General features: G+C 70.0%; 13 protein-coding genes and 1 pseudogene. 6 read left to right on the top strand and 8 right to left on the bottom strand.

Annotated features, from left to right (window positions below; genetic code table 11):
* Nucleotide 1: 1 nt before the first annotated feature.
* The 3 genes and pseudogenes from AC1DWC_RS11175 to aspS form a co-directional block, all read right to left on the bottom strand.
* The gene (locus AC1DWC_RS11175; RefSeq protein ID WP_477908021.1) at nt 2-1,201 is read right to left on the bottom strand and encodes a kinase; all 1,200 of its coding nucleotides are present in this window, start codon (nt 1,199-1,201) and stop codon (nt 2-4) included.
* Nucleotides 1,202-1,401: 200 nt separating this feature from the next.
* Nucleotides 1,402-2,319 (bottom strand): annotated as a pseudogene (locus AC1DWC_RS11170) (DUF389 domain-containing protein); the annotation flags it as partial.
* Between the two features lie 16 nt (nt 2,320-2,335).
* The gene (gene aspS / locus AC1DWC_RS11165) at nt 2,336-4,132 is read right to left on the bottom strand and encodes an aspartate--tRNA ligase (protein WP_477908019.1); all 1,797 of its coding nucleotides are present in this window, start codon (nt 4,130-4,132) and stop codon (nt 2,336-2,338) included.
* A gap of 154 nt (nt 4,133-4,286) precedes the next feature.
* Here aspS and ypfJ point away from each other — a divergent pair, with 154 nt between their 5' ends.
* Nucleotides 4,287-5,231: a KPN_02809 family neutral zinc metallopeptidase gene (gene ypfJ / locus AC1DWC_RS11160; RefSeq protein ID WP_477908017.1), complete on the top strand. Its 945-nt coding sequence runs from the start codon at nt 4,287-4,289 to the stop codon at nt 5,229-5,231.
* 19 nt (nt 5,232-5,250) lie between these two features.
* Here the strand turns inward: ypfJ and AC1DWC_RS11155 are convergent, their stop codons facing one another.
* Complete coding sequence (locus tag AC1DWC_RS11155) at nt 5,251-6,420, bottom strand: AI-2E family transporter (RefSeq protein WP_477908015.1); 1,170 nt, start codon at nt 6,418-6,420, stop codon at nt 5,251-5,253.
* Between the two features lie 102 nt (nt 6,421-6,522).
* A complete protein-coding gene (locus AC1DWC_RS11150; RefSeq protein ID WP_477908013.1) occupies nt 6,523-7,566 on the bottom strand; it encodes an Rv2578c family radical SAM protein in 1,044 nt (347 codons plus the stop codon).
* 87 nt (nt 7,567-7,653) lie between these two features.
* Here AC1DWC_RS11150 and AC1DWC_RS11145 point away from each other — a divergent pair, with 87 nt between their 5' ends.
* The 5 genes from AC1DWC_RS11145 to AC1DWC_RS11125 all read left to right on the top strand — a co-directional run bounded on the left by AC1DWC_RS11145 (nt 7,654) and on the right by AC1DWC_RS11125 (nt 13,834).
* Nucleotides 7,654-8,568: a DUF5995 family protein gene (locus AC1DWC_RS11145; protein WP_477908011.1), complete on the top strand. Its 915-nt coding sequence runs from the start codon at nt 7,654-7,656 to the stop codon at nt 8,566-8,568.
* Nucleotides 8,569-8,580: 12 nt separating this feature from the next.
* The gene (locus AC1DWC_RS11140; RefSeq protein WP_477908009.1) at nt 8,581-10,227 is read left to right on the top strand and encodes an FAD-dependent monooxygenase; all 1,647 of its coding nucleotides are present in this window, start codon (nt 8,581-8,583) and stop codon (nt 10,225-10,227) included.
* A gap of 162 nt (nt 10,228-10,389) precedes the next feature.
* Entirely contained in the window at nt 10,390-11,928 is a 1,539-nt protein-coding gene (locus AC1DWC_RS11135) for an arylsulfatase (protein WP_477908007.1), read from the top strand.
* Nucleotides 11,929-11,933: 5 nt separating this feature from the next.
* Nucleotides 11,934-12,875 carry an HAD family hydrolase gene (locus AC1DWC_RS11130; protein WP_477908005.1) on the top strand — a complete coding sequence of 314 codons (942 nt, stop codon included), beginning with the start codon at nt 11,934-11,936 and terminating at the stop codon, nt 12,873-12,875.
* 23 nt (nt 12,876-12,898) lie between these two features.
* A complete protein-coding gene (locus tag AC1DWC_RS11125) occupies nt 12,899-13,834 on the top strand; it encodes a formylglycine-generating enzyme family protein (RefSeq protein WP_477908003.1) in 936 nt (311 codons plus the stop codon).
* On the opposite strand, the gene AC1DWC_RS11120 is transcribed toward AC1DWC_RS11125, so the two are convergent.
* From AC1DWC_RS11120 to AC1DWC_RS11110, 3 genes are all read right to left on the bottom strand, one after another.
* Nucleotides 13,829-14,149 (bottom strand): YidH family protein, encoded by a 321-nt coding sequence (locus tag AC1DWC_RS11120; protein WP_477908001.1) that lies wholly within the window; start codon nt 14,147-14,149, stop codon nt 13,829-13,831. The genes AC1DWC_RS11125 and AC1DWC_RS11120 overlap by 6 nt on opposite strands.
* Nucleotides 14,150-14,230: 81 nt before the next feature.
* Nucleotides 14,231-14,806 (bottom strand): TetR/AcrR family transcriptional regulator, encoded by a 576-nt coding sequence (locus AC1DWC_RS11115; protein WP_477907999.1) that lies wholly within the window; start codon nt 14,804-14,806, stop codon nt 14,231-14,233.
* Nucleotides 14,803-16,776 carry an MFS transporter gene (locus tag AC1DWC_RS11110; protein ID WP_477907997.1) on the bottom strand — a complete coding sequence of 658 codons (1,974 nt, stop codon included), beginning with the start codon at nt 16,774-16,776 and terminating at the stop codon, nt 14,803-14,805. The genes AC1DWC_RS11115 and AC1DWC_RS11110 overlap by 4 nt, the downstream gene beginning before the upstream one ends.
* Nucleotides 16,777-16,825 lie beyond the last annotated feature (49 nt).

Here is a 16,825-nt window from a genome sequence, read left to right as displayed (position 1 = left end):
CTCAGCCCCAGTGCCGGTCCATGGCGTCCGCCACGAGCCCGGCGTGGTCCGCCACGCCGGGCTCACCGGTGCGCCGGGCCGACACCTCGAGCGCACGCCAGCGCGCGATCAGCGCCTTGGACCGGGGCACGGACATGTGGTGTTCGCGCGCCGCGGCGATCCGGGCGTGGTCGTCGGGCAGGAACCAGTAGGTGGACAGCCAGGTCCACATCAGCTGCGCCTCGAGCAGTCCGGTCGCCAGCAGGTGGTCGTCGGCCAGCTGTGGCCACATCCCAACCACCTCGGCGCGCCAGGCGTCCACCATGGCGGCCGAACGTTCCTGGGTCAGCTCGATGCTGCACAGGCATCCCGGGAACGAGGTGAGCGCGTAGGAGAGGTCGAGGGTGGCGTCCCGGAAGCCGCCCCACTCGTAGTCCAGGAACTGCACGCCCTCGCCGTTGACGATGATGTTGTCCGGGCACAGGTCCGACGGGCTGAAGGCGCGGTAGCGGCCGCCGTTGAACAGCCGCACGGCGTGACCGGCACGGTTCGCCAGCTCCGGCGGGACGGTGATGCCGAGCTCGCGCTCGAGCAGACCGGGCACCTTCGGCATCGTCGCGCCGACCTGCTCGGCGACACTGCTGTGGTATTTCTCCACCCCGGCCCGCCGCAGCAGCGCGGTGAAGTCCTCCTCACGCCCGACGGTGGCCGCGTGCATGCGTCCCATCGACTGGGCCATGGCCATCAGCGAGTTGGTCACCGAGGCCTCGTCGGCGCGTGCCAGCAGGCTCGCGATCGGGGTGGCGTCGCCGAGATCGGCAAGGACCAGCAGGCGGGCCGGGAGGTCGTAGGCGATCAGCTCGGGACCGGGCCGCGATTCCGTCGCGAGGGCGTTCGCGAACTGGTACGAGACCGCCTCGCGGAGGAACGCGGTGTCGACCAGTTCGCCGTCCGCGGGGCCGGCGGCCGGCGTGCCCGGTCCGTACACCGCGACGCTGCGAGCATGGGATGCGGCGGAGAGTTCCCGCACCTGCTTGATCACCAGGGTGCGGGGCAGCGAGAACGGATTCTCGGCGCACCGGACCCGCAGCACGATCGTGCGGCCACTGCCACCGAGGTCGACGGGGTCGACGAGGGTGACGGGCGCTCCGGTGCGTCGTTCGAGCAGCGCCTCGGCTGCTGTCACAACCTCAGAAACTGGGTCGGCCAATAATGCGGTCATCGCGATCCAACCTACCCGCCCTCGGCCCGATTCGGGCCGTCTAGTTCAACGCTCCGCCCACCCGCGGAGCCACATACCGGCGCGACCAGCAAAAACAGACCGGGCCGTACGATTGATCTCAAACAGGTTACGCCAGCGGGCCATCCGGCACAGACCCGGTCCGGTCGCGCGCCCCGCCGACGCCGCAGCGCCTGTCGCCGACGCGGGTGCAGCGCCAGTACCAGCACCCCCGCGGAGACGATTCCGATCATGTTCACCCGAGCTGGCATGCCGACAGCAACGCCACGTGCCACTGCCCCACCGTCGCGGCCACCACGGCAAAACCGGCCGCGGGCACCGTGGTCACCGTGGTCACCGAGACGAACACCCCGACCAGCGCCGCCGACTTCGAACTGACCAGCGCCAACATCCCCGCCGAGCCCGCCAGCAGGGCCACGACCAGCGAGAACGGGCCCACCTCGTAGACGAAGTCCACCTGGTGGATCCGGTCGAAGGTCTCGAGGCTCAACCAGCCGGCTGCCTCCGCCGCGAGCGCCCCGACCGCGGTGACCAGCATGGCCACCGGGAAGCCGACGACCAGCGCCAGCAGCGAACGCCGGGCAAGCCGGCGTTCGCGGCGCACGATCGCGACGGCCAGCGCGGCCAGGGGGCCGAACTCGGGGCCGACCACCATCGCGCCGACGATCGTCACCGGCGAGTCGGTGACCACACCAATGGCCGCCAGCAGGCAGGCGATGGTGAGGAAGGCCAGGAAGGTCGCATTGAGCGTCGACTCTTCCCGGGTGCGCCCGAGCAGTTCCTCCAGACGACCGTGTCGTCGGGGTCCCCCGGCGCCAGCCGCCGCGCCTGCCTGGCGGCGTCGGAGATCACGGTGTCGAGCGACTCGAGCGTGATGGCGCCGGTGTGTTCGAGCCCCATCGACTCGAGCGCGTCGACCACCTCGTCGGTGCACTCGCGCGCCAGGTCGGCCTGGACGGCGTCGCCCTCCGGAGAGAGCGCGCCGCCGCGCGTGAGCACTATCGCGTGAGCACTATCTGGGTGGCCCCCGGCTGCGCCCGCAGCATGGCCAGTACGTCCTCGGTTCGCGAGACCGGACTGATCACGCGCAGGTGCAGCACGGGTCCACCCGGCCGATCAGGCCTGCTCGGCCTTGCAGTCCTTCGGCTCCTTGGACTCCGGCTTGGCGTCGATGCCCGACTCCTTGCGCTGCTGCGGCGTGATCGCCGAGGGCGCGTCGGTGAGCGGGTCGACGCCGCCGCCGGACTTCGGGAACGCGATGACCTCGCGGATCGAGTCCATGCCCGCGAGCAGGGCGGTGATCCGGTCCCAGCCGAACGCGATGCCGCCGTGCGGGGGCGCACCGTAGGCGAAGGCGTCGAGCAGGAAGCCGAACTTGTCCTCGGCCTCCTCGTGCGAGATGCCCATCACCTTGAAGACGCGTTCCTGAATGTCCTTGCGGTGGATACGGATCGAGCCGCCGCCGATCTCGTTGCCGTTGCAGACGATGTCGTAGGCGTACGCCAGTGCGGTGCCCGGCTCGGTGTCGAAGGTGTCGATCGACTCCGGCTTCGGCGAGGTGAACGCGTGGTGCACCGCGGTCCAGGCGCTGTAGCCCAGGGCCACGTCGCCGCTGGCGGTGGCGTCGGCGGTCGGCTCGAACAGCGGCGCGTCGACCACCCACAGGAACGCCCATGCGTTGGGGTCGATCAGGTCCTGCTTGCGGGCGATCTCGCCGCGCGCGGCACCCAGCAGGGCCCGCGAGGACTTGGTCGCGCCCGCGGCGAAGAAGATGCAGTCGCCGGGCTTCGCGCCGACGTGCGCGGCCAGGCCGTCACGCTCGGTGTCGGTGAGGTTCTTCGCGACCGGCCCGCCCAGGGTGCCGTCCTCGCCGACGAGGACGTACGCCAGGCCCTTGGAGCCGCGCTGCTTGGCCCACTCCTGCCACGCGTCGAGCTGCTTGCGCGGCTGGCTCGCGCCGCCGGGCATCACGACGGCGCCGACGTACTCGGCCTGGAACACCCGGAAGGTGGTCTCGGAGAAGAACTCCGCACACTCGACCAGCTCGAGATCGAACCGCAGGTCCGGCTTGTCGGAGCCGTAGCGACGCATCGCCTCGGCGTACGTCATCCGCGCGATCGGGGTGGTGATCTCGTGCCCGATCAGCTTCCAGACGTTGGTGAGGATCTCCTCGGCCAGCAGGATGACGTCGTCCTGGTTGACGAAGCTCATCTCGATGTCGAGCTGGGTGAACTCCGGCTGCCGGTCGGCGCGGAAGTCCTCGTCCCGGTAGCAGCGGGCGATCTGGTAGTACCGCTCGATGCCACCGACCATCAGCAGCTGCTTGAACAGCTGCGGGCTCTGCGGCAGCGCGTAGAAGCTGCCCGGCTGCAGGCGCGCGGGCACCAGGAAGTCGCGGGCACCCTCGGGGGTGGAGCGGGTCAGGGTCGGGGTCTCGACCTCGACGAACTCGTGGTGCGCGAGCACCTGACGGGCCGCGGCGTTGACCTTCGAGCGCAGCCGGATCGCGTGGCCGGGACCCTCACGGCGCAGGTCCAGGTAGCGGTACTTGAGGCGAGCTTCCTCGCCGGCGTTGTCGTCGAGCTGGAACGGCAGCGGGGCGCTCTCGTTGAGCACCTCGAGCTCGACCGCGTTGACCTCGATGGCGCCGGTCGGGATCTCGAAGTTCTGGTTGCCCTCGGGGCGGACCTCGACGGTGCCGGTGACCTTGACGCAGTACTCGGCGCGCAGCTTGTGCGCCTGCTCGAGCACGTCCTCACTGCGGAAGACCACCTGTGAGACGCCGGAAGCGTCGCGCAGGTCGATGAAGATCACCCCGCCGTGATCGCGCCGCCGGGCCACCCATCCGGTGAGGGTGACGGTCTGGTCGGCCTGCTCTGCTCGCAACGAGCCGGCGAGATGGGTGCGCAGCACGGGGTTCCTTTCACACACTTTCAACAGCGTTCTGTCGTCAGTGATCCTACGGAGAAGCAACACGGAAGACATAACGCACCAGAGGAATCACCCGGAGCCTTTCACGTGCGAAGCTGTCCCCGGCGATCACAGACCCCGACAGAAAGCGGTGACCATGACCTTCAACGAGGGCGCTCAGATCACTCCGGGACGGGTCTCCGTCGGCGGCAGCGGCGGCGGTGGCCGCGGCGGTCGTGGCGGCAAGGTCGCGCTCGGCGGCGGCCTCGGCGGCATCCTCGTACTCGTGCTGGCCCTGCTGTTCGGCGGCGACCCGGGGACTGCGCTGGGCAGCCTCACCGGAGCCCAGGACGACGCCCAGCTGGGGACGGGTTCGCTGAGCCAGGTCGCAAACTGCAAGACCGGCGCGGACGCCAACCGCGACGTGAACTGCCGGGTCGCCCTCACCGCCGAGAGCCTCGACGCGGTGTGGGCGCAGGAGCTCGGCAAGCAGACCGGCACCCCGTACGTCATGCCCGGCGTCATGCTCTTCTCCGGCTCGGTGAACACCGGCTGTGGCAACGCGACCAGTGACGTCGGCCCGTTCTACTGCCCCGCGGACTCCACCGCCTACTTCGACACCAGCTTCTTCCAGTTGCTCGTCGACCAGTTCGGCTCCAGCGCCGGACCGCTCGCGCAGGAGTACGTCGTCGCGCACGAGATCGGCCACCACATCCAGAACCAGCTCGGCGACATCGGCCGCGCGCAGGCCGATCCGAAGGGCGCGCAGTCCGGCGCGGTCCGGACGGAGCTGCAGGCCGACTGCTATGCGGGCGTCTGGGCGCACTACGCGGACACCCTGCCCGCGCCCGGCAGCAACGAGCCGTTCCTGAAGCCGCTGACCGAGACCGACATCCGGGACGCCCTGTCGGCGGCGTCGTCGGTGGGCGACGACCGCATCCAGCGGGCGTCGAGCGGACGCGTCAACCCCGAGGGCTGGACGCACGGCTCCTCGGATCAGCGGCAGAGGTGGTTCCTCACCGGCTACAAGACCGGCAAGGTCAGCGCCTGCAACACCTACGCCGCACGGGATCTGGACAACCCGCCCGCGCTGACCCGGTAGTCGCACGCAACGAGGTCGGCTACTCGGCCAGGGGTGTCTCGTCCGGGGGCTCCGGCGGCGTCGCGGGGCTTTCCGGCGGCGCCACGGAGTCCGCCTGACCCTCGTGTACGAGGTCGTAGCGGTGGCCGTAGGTCTCCACGATCGCCTGGATGACCGCGACCACCGGCACGGACACCAGCGCGCCGACCGCACCGAACAGCGACGCCCCGACGATCACCGAACCGAAGGCGACCGCCGGGTGGATCGAGACGGTCCTGGAGGTGATCCGCGGGTGCAGCACGTAGTTCTCGACCTGCTGGTAGGCGGTGCCGAACACCACCACCCACAGTCCGTCCACGGGCTGCGCCGCCGCGGCGATGATCGCGGGCAACGCGATCGCCAGGTAGGTGCCCAGCGTCGGGATGAACTGCGAGACCACGCCGGTCCAGATCGCCAGCGGCAGCCAGTACGGCACCCCTATCGCCATCAGGAAGATTCCGGTCACGACCGTGCTCACCGCCGCCAGGATCAGCCTCGACACGACGTACCCGCCGGCCTTCTCGACCGAGATGCCCCACACCGTCGAGATGATCTGCTGCTGCCGGGCCGGGAACCAGCTCGAGATCGTCCGCCGCATGGCCGGCCCCTCGGCGGACATGTAGAACACGAACAGCAGCAGCGTCATGGCCTGGAACACGACGCCCAGCAGCGACGAGAGCACTCCCAGCACCCCGGGCGTGAACCGTTCCGCGAGGTCGCGGACCGTGTCCGGAGTGATCTTGATCAGGTCCTTCCCGGTCGCGAACTCGGTGCCGAAGGTCCGGTTGGCCCATTCGGTCACTCGCGAGAGCGCGTCCGGCAGCGCGGTCAGCAGCTGGGCGAGCTGGTCGACGAGCAGCGTGCCGAACACCCCCACGAACCCCACCACGAACAGGAAGAGGGCGAGGAGCACCAGGCCGGTGCCGGCGCCGCGACGCAGTCCGCGGCGTTCGAGCCAGTCCACGATCGGCTCGATGGTGACGCTGAACAGCCAGGCCAGGAACAGCAGTCCGAGGAAGCCGCGCAGATTGTGGAACAGCCATCCGGACATCTGGTACGCCGCTATGGCGAGCAGCACGTAGAGGATCGCGATCCGCAACCATCGAGTGTTGGCGCGCCGGTCCACGTCGGCGGCCGGTGTCGGAACGTCCTGCCCGGTCGACTCGCTCATCGCACCCTCCGTAGTCGGGTGGCTCCTCCCGTACCGCCGGAATCTACTCGCCGGGTGCGGAGACCACAGCTCGAAACCGGGTCGGCTCAGGCACCGGCCGACTCAGAACAGGGTCAGCGCGGCCGGCGCCCCGGCACCGACGAGCTCGCGCGCCGGCTGCGGTGACGCCGCCTGCCGGTGACCGTCGCGCCCGCCGAGGCCGTACTTCTCCACCAGCGGCGCCACCCGGCCGCGCAGCCACTGCTTGTACTCCGGGGTCACGTAGGCGCCGCGGCCGTAGAGCTGCCGGTACCTGCGCACCAGCGCCGGATGCTCCTGTGCGAGCCAGTTGAGGAACCAGCCGCGGGTGCTGCCGCGCAGGTGCATCGGGAAGACCGTCACCCCGCTCGCGCCCGCCTCCGCCAGCGCACCGAACAGCCCCTCCAGGTGCCGGGTGGAGTCGGTGAGGAACGGGATCACCGGCGCGACCATCACATTGCAGTCGAAGCCCGCGTCGGTGATCGCCCGGATCAGCTCCAACCGGGCCCGCGGGGACGGGGTGCCCGGCTCGATGGACGCCTGCAGGTCCGGGTCGTGGATTGCCAGCGACACCGCGACGGAGACTGGGACCTGGTGCGCGGCCATGGTGAGCAGCGGCAGGTCCCGGCGCAGCAGGGTGCCCTTGGTCAGGATCGAGAACGGCGTGCGGGACTCCGCCAACGCGCCGATGATGCCCGGCATCAGCCGGTAGCGGCCCTCGGCCCGCTGGTACGGGTCGGTGTTGGTGCCCAGCGCCACCGGTTCACCCTTCCAGGAGCGGCGGGCCAGCTCGCGGCGCAGCACGGCCGCGATGTTCGTCTTCACCACCACCTGGCTGTCGAAGTCCGCGCCGGCGTCGAGGTCCAGGTACTCGTGGGTGGGCCTGGCGAAGCAGTACCGGCAGGCGTGGGTGCAGCCGCGAAAGGGGTTGACCGTGAACCGGAACGGCAGGGCCGAGCCCTCCGGCACCTTGTTCAACGCCGACTTGCACAGCACCTCGTGGAAGGTGATCCCCTCGAACTCAGGGGTCTGTACGCTCCGCACCAGTCCCGCGCGCGCCAGCCCGGGAAGGGCCCCGTCGTCGTCCGACGACTGCCCGGCGTCGAGAGCCTGCCCCTGCCATCGCATGCCTACAGTCGAACACTCGTTCTAGGTCAAGTCAACCCCTCATGCCGTCGCCCTGCCCGCGGGCCCGCCGCTGGCTAGGCTTCGCCGATGAGCCCCCGTCGGTCCGCCGCGCGAACGGCCGGGACTCGTCTCGCAGCCGTCGCCGCGTTGTCACTGCTCTGCTCGACCGCACTCACCCCGGCCGCCTGGGCGGCACCGGTCCCCGACACCGCCTGCGGCACCGCGCTTTCCGACGCCGAGATGGCCACGGTCGCCGCACTCTCCGACACCGGTACCGTCACCGCCGCCGATCCCATGGCGCGCCTCGAGGACGAGGCGTCCCGGCAGCAGCGAATCGCCGAGATCCTCGTCGCGCATCGCGACCGGCGGGGACTGTTCGGCATCGGCCTCGACGCCGTCGTCCAGGCCGCGGTCATGCCGCTGCAGCGCAACCCCGCCGCGTTCGCGACGCCGACGTGGGCGCACGCGGTCAGCACGGACCTGCTGCGTCGCTACCTGGTCAACGTGCATGCGGAGTTCACCGGCGGCCCGGTCGATCCCGCCTGGCGGCGCTACTTCGCGCTCGCCTACGACTGCACGCAGTCCCCCGGCCGGGTGGCCATGGTCGGCTACAACACCCACCTGACGATCGACCTCGCACGCGCGGTCGCGGCGACCGGCGCGGCGCAGCCGAACGTGCCCGACTTCTACAAGATCGTCGACTCGATCGCCACCGACGGCGACGCGATCGTCACCAGCACGAAGGCGGTCTACGGCGCGGACCTGGGACCGCTGTGGCGCTTCTACTTCCTCGGCGAGGGCCTGGACCGGCTCGCGGGCGAGGGTGTCGCGTCCGAACTGCTGCTGCGCGCCGCCGACAGCGGCTACAACACCCTGACCCTCGCCAACGGCTTGGCCCTGCAGAACCCGCAGACCGCCCCGGCCGCGGCGGCGGAGATGGACGCACTGTGGACCGCCGCGGACGGCGCCGTCGAAGTCCTCGCCCGCCTCGGCGGACTCTGAGACAATCGGGGCATGACTTCGGCGGTCGACCCGAAGATCCCGCACACGAGCACCGACGTCCTGGTGGTCGGTGCGGGACCTGTCGGTCTGACGGTGGCTCTCGAACTCCGGCGACACGGCGTGGACGTGATGGTCGTCGATCGACTGGCGCAGCGGGCACCGTTCGCCAAGGCGGTGGGCATCCAGCCCCGCACCCTGGAACTGTGGGACTCGATGGGCGTCGTCCGCCCCGCGCTCGACGCCGGCATCACCATGCGAGGCCAGCTGGTCTACGTCAACGGCACGCAGACCGCCCGGCTGGAACTCTCGCTGCCCGAGCAGGTGCCGTACCGCTTCCTGGCGCTGCCGCAGTACGAGACCGAAAGGGTGCTCGCCGAGGCGCTGACCGAGCGCGGCGGCCGGGTGCAACGCGGCGTCGAGTTCGCCGGGTTCACCCAGGACCACGACCACGTCGTCGCGACCGTCCACAGCCCGAGTGGCGTTTCGACCGTCGTGTGCCGGTACCTGGTCGGCTGCGACGGCGCGCACAGCCTGGTCCGCAAGGGACTCGGCGTCGGGTTCGAGGGCGACGCCTTTCCCGAGGAGTACATGCTCGCCGACGTCGAACTCGACTGGACCATGCCCGTCGGGTTCGGGGTCCGCGCGATGCACCAGCGCGACGGCGTCACCGACGACCTGCTGGTGTGCATCCCGCTGCCGGGTGAGCGCCGCTACCGGGTCTCGATGCTGGTGCCCGACGAACTCGCCACCGCGCCACCGGGATCCGGGGAGGTCGCACACGGGCTCGAGGGCGGACGTCGGCCGGAGCTGCGACACGTGCAGGCGGTGCTGGACCGGCTGGCGCCGCAGCCCACCACCGCCTCGCGGTTGCGGTGGTCGTCGGTGTTCCGGATCAGTCACCGACTGGCGTCCTGCTACGGGGTGGGTCGGGTGTTCCTCGCCGGGGACGCCGCGCACATCCACCCGCCCACCGGCGCGCAGGGCATGAACACGGGCATCCAGGACGGCTGCAACCTCGCCTGGAAACTCGCGTTGGCCGTGCGCGGGCAGGCCGCGGACGGACTGCTCGACAGCTACGACGTCGAACGCCGCCCGGTCGGCGAGGAGGTGGTGGGGCGCACCGTGCGGCAGGCCCGCCACGGCATCGGCGCGGACGAAACCGATCCCGCCTTCGTGATCGCCCGCGAGGCCCAGCTGCTGGTCGGCTACCCGGACAGCCCGCTCGTCGGCGCGGACCCGGCCGACGCCGCCCCCACGTCCGGACCCGCCCCCGGTCAACGGGCCCCCGACGCCACCGGCCTGACCCAGGACTGCGCCGCCGTTCCGACCCGGGTGCACGCGCTGCTGCGCCACCCCGGCCACACCCTGCTTCTGTGGGCAGCCGACATCGCGGACTGGACGACGCAACGGGCGCTGGCCGCGGCCGTCGACCAGCGGTTCGGGTCCACGGTGCGCACCTACGTCCTGGTCGACCCCGCCGCCGACGTCCCGGACGCCTCGGGCATCACCCTCCGCGACTCCGCGGGACACTTCGCCGCCGGGTACGGCGCCGCCGGCCGATCCGGATTCCTGATCCGCCCGGACGGTTACCTCGGCCACCGAGCGAACGAGATCACCCTCGCCGGCCTCGCCGGAAGCCTGGCCCGCACCCTGCACTGACCGGGAACGGCAGTCGTCGGGCGGGCGCGGCGGCGTCTCACCCGGTACGGGTGATGCGCCCGACCGCCCTCCCGAGGAGCGTCGGAGACGCCACATCCCTGATGCCTGCTGCGCTGCATCTGCACGGGCGTCGCATCCGAACGCACACGCGAGGAGCGAACGATGGCGGACACCAAACCCAACATCCTGGTGATCTGGGGCGATGACATCGGAATCACCAATCTCAGCTGCTACAGCGAAGGACTGATGGGTTACCGGACCCCGAACATCGACCGCCTCGCCGACGAGGGCATGAAGTTCACCGACTCGTACGGCGAGCAGAGTTGCACGGCCGGCCGCGCCTCGTTCATCACCGGTCAGAGCGTGTACCGCACCGGGATGAGCAAGGTGGGGATCCCGGGCGTCGACGTCGGACTGTCCGACGAGGACCCCACCATCGCCGAACTGCTCAAACCCCTCGGCTACGCCACCGGACAGTTCGGGAAGAACCATCTCGGCGATCTCAACAAGTACCTGCCGACCGTCCACGGGTTCGACGAGTTCTTCGGCAACCTCTACCACCTCAATGCCGAGGAGGAACCCGAGCTCGCCGACTACCCGAGCGCACAGGACTACCCCAAACTGCACGAGGTGATGATGCCGCGCGGCGTCCTGCACTGCTGGGCCACCGAGGAGGACGCCGGCGAGGTCGATCCGCGGTACGGGCCGGTCGGAAAGCAACGCATCGAGGACACCGGGCCGCTGAGCAAGAAGCGGATGGAGACCATCGACGACGAGACGGTCTCCGCGGCGATCGACTTCATCACTCGGCAGAAGGAAGCGGAGACACCGTTCTTCGTGTGGATGAACACCACGCACATGCACCTGCGGACCCACACCAAACCGGAGAGCCTCGGGCAGGCGGGGCACTGGCAGTCGCCCTACCACGACACCATGATCGATCACGACAAGCACGTCGGCCGACTGCTCGACGCGGTCGACGAGCTCGGTCTCGCCGAGGACACCATCGTCATCTACAGCACCGACAACGGCCCCCACGCCAACACCTGGCCGGACGGCGCGACCACCCCGTTCCGCAGCGAGAAGGACACCAACTGGGAGGGCGCCTTCCGCATCCCCGAGGTGATCCGCTGGCCGGGCAGGATCCCCGCCGGGGTGGTGTCCAACGAGATCGTCCAGCACCACGACTGGCTGCCCACCTTCCTCGCCGCCGCGGGCGAGCCCGAGATCGTCGAGCAACTGAAGACCGGGCACACCGTCGGCGACAAGACGTTCAAGGCGCACATCGACGGCTACAACCTGCTCCCGTACCTCACCGGTGAGGTCGAGACGTCCCCGCGACGGGGACTGATCTACTTCTCCGACGACTGCGACGTGCTGGGCATTCGTTTCGACAACTGGAAGATCGTGTTCATGGAGCAGCGGGCACAGGGCACCCTCGGGCTGTGGGCGGAGCCGTTCACGGCCCTGCGGGTGCCGAAGGTGTTCAACCTGCGCACCGACCCGTTCGAGCGGGCCGACATCACCTCGAACACCTACTGGGACTGGTTCCTCGACCACGACTACATCGCCATCTACGGCACGTTCATCACCAGTCAGTTCCTCGAGACCTTCAAGGAGTTCCCGCCGCGGCATGAGCCGGCCAGCTTCACCATCGACCACGCGGTGGCCAAACTGCACGCCTTCCTGGCGAAGGACTGACCGCGGTGGGGACCGACCTGGGTTCCTGGGCGGACGGGGCGACCCGGTCGGCGATCGTCGACTTCGTCGATCGGGTCACCACCACGGGCGGACCGGACTTCGTCGAACCCGCGAACCGAGTGGCCGTCTTCGACAACGACGGCACGCTCTGGTGCGAGAAGCCGATGCCCGTCCAGCTCGACTTCACGGTCCGGCGCTTCGCCGAGATGGCCGCGGCCGATCCCGCCCTCCAGCAGAAGCAACCCTGGAAGGCGGCCCACGAGCACGACCTCCAGTGGCTCGGCGCGGCGATGGTCAAGCACTACAACGGTGACGACGGCGACCTGAAACTGCTGATGGCCGCGGTCACCGAGGCATTCGACTCGGTGACCGTCGAGAACTACGACGCTCGGGTCCGGGCCTTCTTCGGCGGCGCGGACCACCCCACGCTCGGCCGCCCCTACCGCGGCTGCGGATACGTGCCGATGGTCGAGTTGTTGCGCTACCTCGAGGCGAACGGCTTCGCGAACTACATCGCGTCCGGCGGCGATCGCGACTTCATGCGACCGGTCGCCGGCCGGCTCTACGGGGTGCCGCCGGAACGCATCATAGGCAGCGCCCTCGGCCTCTCGTACCGCGAGGGTGCGGACGCGACGGACCTGCTCTACAAGGCCGCGATGGACTTCTTCGACGACGGACCGGAGAAGCCGATCCGGATCTGGAGCAGGATCGGGCGGCGGCCGATCCTGTCGGTCGGCAACTCCAACGGCGACCTGCCGATGCTCACGTTCTCCGGGCAGCCCGATCGCCCGGCCCTGCGGATGCTGATCCTGCACGACGACGCCGACCGCGAATTCGACTACGTCGCAGGCGCCGAGCAGGCCCTCGATCACGCACGGGAGAAGGACTGGACCGTGGTAAGCATGAAGAACGACTGGACCAACGTCTTCTCGTCGGCCGTCACCTGATCAGGGAAGAAGGGAAGGCTTCGTTGGAAACCCAGACCGTCTCCGAGGTCCGTCACATCCCCGCTCAGACCTTCACCATGGGCTCGGATCGGCACTACCGGGAAGAAGGCCCGTCGCATCGGGTGGCGGTCGACGCGTTCGCCATCGAGACCCACCAGGTCACCACCGAGCAGTTCGCCCGATTCGTCCGGGACACCGGGTATCTCACGGTCGCCGAACGCCCGCTCGACCCCGCCGACTTTCCCGGGGCGCCCGCGGAGAACCTGCAACCGGGGTCGATGGTGTTCACCCCGACGCCGGGACCGGTCGACCTCCGTCACCTCAGCCAGTGGTGGACCTGGACCGTCGGCGCGTCCTGGCAGCACCCCACCGGGCCGGCGTCCACCACGACCGGCCGCGAGCGACATCCCGTCGTCCATGTCGCCCACGAGGATGCGGCGGCCTACGCCCGGTGGGCCGGGCGGTCCCTGCCCACCGAGGCGCAGTGGGAGGCCGCCGCCCGGGGCGGCCTCGACCACACCGACTTCACCTGGGGCGAGAACCCCGAGCCCGAATCCACTGCGCTGGCGAACTATTGGCACGGGGACTTTCCGTGGCGTGCCGAGCCGGGCTACGGCGCCACGACCGCCGTCGGCAGCTTCGCGTCGAACGGGTACGGCCTGTACGACATGGCCGGCAACGTGTGGGAGTGGACCGCGGACTGGTACTCGGACCGGCACCCCGACACCGCGGAGTCGTGCTGCGCGCCGAGAAACCCGCGCGGGCCCGACATGTCGCAGAGCTTCGACAGCCGCCAACCCCAGTTCCAGGTGCCCCGCAAGGTGATCAAGGGTGGCTCGTTCCTGTGCGCCGACAGCTACTGCAGGCGGTACCGTCCCGCGGCGCGTCGGCCGCAGATGGTCGACACCGGCATGAGCCACATCGGCTTCCGCTGCGTCGCCGCCGTTCCCGGTTCATAGCAGAACCACCACGGCGACGAGCGCCAGCAGGGTGACGATGGTCGTCGTGGCGATCGCGGCGAAGGTGGCGGGTGCGAATTCCCCGGACTCGATCTGCCGGGTGACGGACCGGTACCGGAGCGTGCCGTAGGCGGACACCATGAGTCCCGCGGCCATCAAGATGAACCCGGCCGCGACGGCGTGGCCGCCACGGTCCGGAGCAAATTTCGCCACCGCCACACCGAGCGCGGCGACGCTGATGCCGGTGCGATGCCATGCGAGGTAGGTTCGCTCGTTCGCGAGGTGGTCGCGAGCCGTGCTTCCGGCATTCGGCAAGGTGGGGCCGAAGATGTTCGGTCGTCGAGCTCGTCGACCATGCTCGCCTCGGGTCACACCTCAACAATGGCAGGCGCGCAGTCACCCGTCGAGGGTCGCCGCAGGCCCCGGGCCGTCGGGCCCGTCGACGATCGCCTGAACCAGTGCCCCGTATCGCTCGATCAGCTCCTCGCCGGCGATGACGTCGGGGTCGAGTAGTCCCATCGTCCGTATCCCGCCCGCCAGTCCCAGCAGTGCGGCGAGCACCAGGTGTGAGCGCACCTGGGCGTCGGACCGGTCGCCGATGCGCTCGGCGATGGCGGCGACGTAGCGGCGCTGGTAGTCGGCCCGGGCGGACTCACGGTCCTCCGACTCGTGGATCAGCAGCAGCACCGTCGCCAACGGGTCGGGTGCGTCGCTGTCGCGTCGCTCGACCAGACGGCGAACGAGCCCGTACCCCACCGCCTCCCGGGCGCCCTCCCCCGCGTCGAGGGTCGGCTCGGACGGGTCCGCGGCGGCCAGCAGCGCGGCCTTGCTGCCCATCAGTTTCATCACCATCGCGGGCGAGCACCCGGCCCGGGCGGCGATGTCCTTGATCGTGGTCGCGGTGTAGCCGCGCCGGCCGAACAGTTCCCGCGCGGCGGCCACCACCGCGTCCCGGGTCGTCGCTCCGCTCACGGGGCTCGCACCGCCTCCCGGTCCTCGGCCAGGTCGACGTCGATTGTCGCCGACTGCGCCAACACGAAGATCTGGCGGGTGCTGGTGCACCGACTGCCCGGCTCGAGCGCGGTGAACAGGTAGCGGCCGGTGGGTGGCAGCGCCAACTCGTACCGGCCGTCGTCGCCGCAACGCGTGGACGCGACGAACTCCCCGGTGGTCTTGGCCAGGGTCACCACGGCCGCCGTCGCGGGCAGCGTGCCCGCGCTCACCCGTCCGCGCAACCGGAGCCGCTCGGCGAGCACCACGCTCTGGCGGGCGCGAGATTCGTCGAACTCGAGCACCTGCGACCGGGGCGCCCACCCGTCGGCGCTGGCGACCACCAGATACGGACCCGGCGCGGGCAGCACCACCGAGAACTCACCCGTGTTGTCGGCGCGACTCCAGTCGACCGGCTCGCCGCTCGTGCGGAACACCGACACGACCGCGTGCCGAATGGGCTGCAGGTCGGCATGGAGGACGGATCCGGTGACGACCAGTTCCTCGGGTGCACCGACAGCATCGGCCGGAATCGGGGCGACAACCGACGTCGGCTGCTGCCGTGGGATGAAGGCGGCGACGAGTGCGGACGCGACACCGGCGACGGCGGCCATCGCGAAGATGACCTTGAACGCGCCGAGCGCGGGGAACACCTGTCCGGCCACCTCCACGGTGACCGCGGTGAGGACCGCGGAGATGACGGCGCTCGAGATCGAGGTGCCGACCGAGCGCAGCAGCGCGTTGAGGCCGTTCGCGGACGCGGTCTCGGTGATCGGCACCGACCCCATGATCAGCATCGGCATCGACGCGTAGGCGATGGCGGTGCCGGTGGTCACCAGCATGGCGCCGGCGACGATCAACGGAACCGAACCGGTGAGGAAGATGCGCAGCGTGTACGCGACGGCGAGCACCAGGCCACCGAGGACCAGCGTGCGCTTCGCGCCAACCCTGCCGATCAGCCGTCCCGCGACGGGCGAGACGGCGACCATCATCAGTCCGGCGGGCATCATGCACAGTCCGGCGACCATCGCCGTCATCCCGTGTCCGTACCCGGTGACGGTGCTCACCTCGAGCTGTTGCGTCGTCGACAGCATGTTGGCGTACATGGAGATTCCGACCAGCAGCGCACTGATGTTGGTCAGCAGCACCGGCCGGCGTGCGGAGGTGCGCAGGTCCACCATCGGCTGGTTGACCCGCAGCTCGTAGGGGAACCACGCGGCGAAGGCGACCAGCGAGACCACCAACGCCAGGATCGTCGGCTCACTGGCCCAGCCCCAGGTGCCGCCCTTGGAAATGCCCAGCAGCAGCGCGGTCAGCGCCACGGACAGCAGCACCGCGCCGCCGTAGTCGAAGCGACCAGGGGTGCGCACCGGCGACTCCGGTACGACGGCGAGCACCGCGATCAGCAGCGCCACGCCCGACGCCGCGGACAGCCAGAAGATCGACTGCCAGCCGAAGTGCTCGTAGGCCAGCCCGGACAGCGGCAGCCCGAACGCGGATCCGATGCCGAGGGTCGCGCTCATCATCGCCGTGGCACCGGCGACCTTCGACTTGGGCAGTTCGTCGCGCAGGATGCCGATGCCCACCGGCACCAGCGCCGACGCGAATCCCTGCAGGCCGCGGCCGACGAGCATCGCCGGGAACGTGGCACCCACCGCGGCGATCATCGACCCGAGCACCATCGTCAGCAGCGAGACGACCATCATCCGGCGCTTGCCGAACATGTCCGCCAGCCGCGAGACGATCGGTGTCGCCACCGCCGCGGTCAGCAGCGTCGCGGTGACCAGCCAGGACGCGCTGGCGTAGTCGATGCCGAGGATCCCGGGAAAGTCCGCGAGCAACGGGATGATCAGGGTCTGCTGCAACGCGACGACGGTGCCGGACATGCACAGCACGGTGACCAGCACGGTGCTCGACGTCCGGCCCGTCGCCTGTTTCGAATGGGTCGACACGGGGTACTCCAGGGGCCAGCGGTGAATGAGCGTTCACCCCCGAGTGAAC

This window comes from Rhodococcus sp. P4_C10, assembly GCF_056402135.1.
Note: the sequence above shows the minus strand (reverse complement) of the source record. Positions and strands in the feature narration are given on the sequence as shown.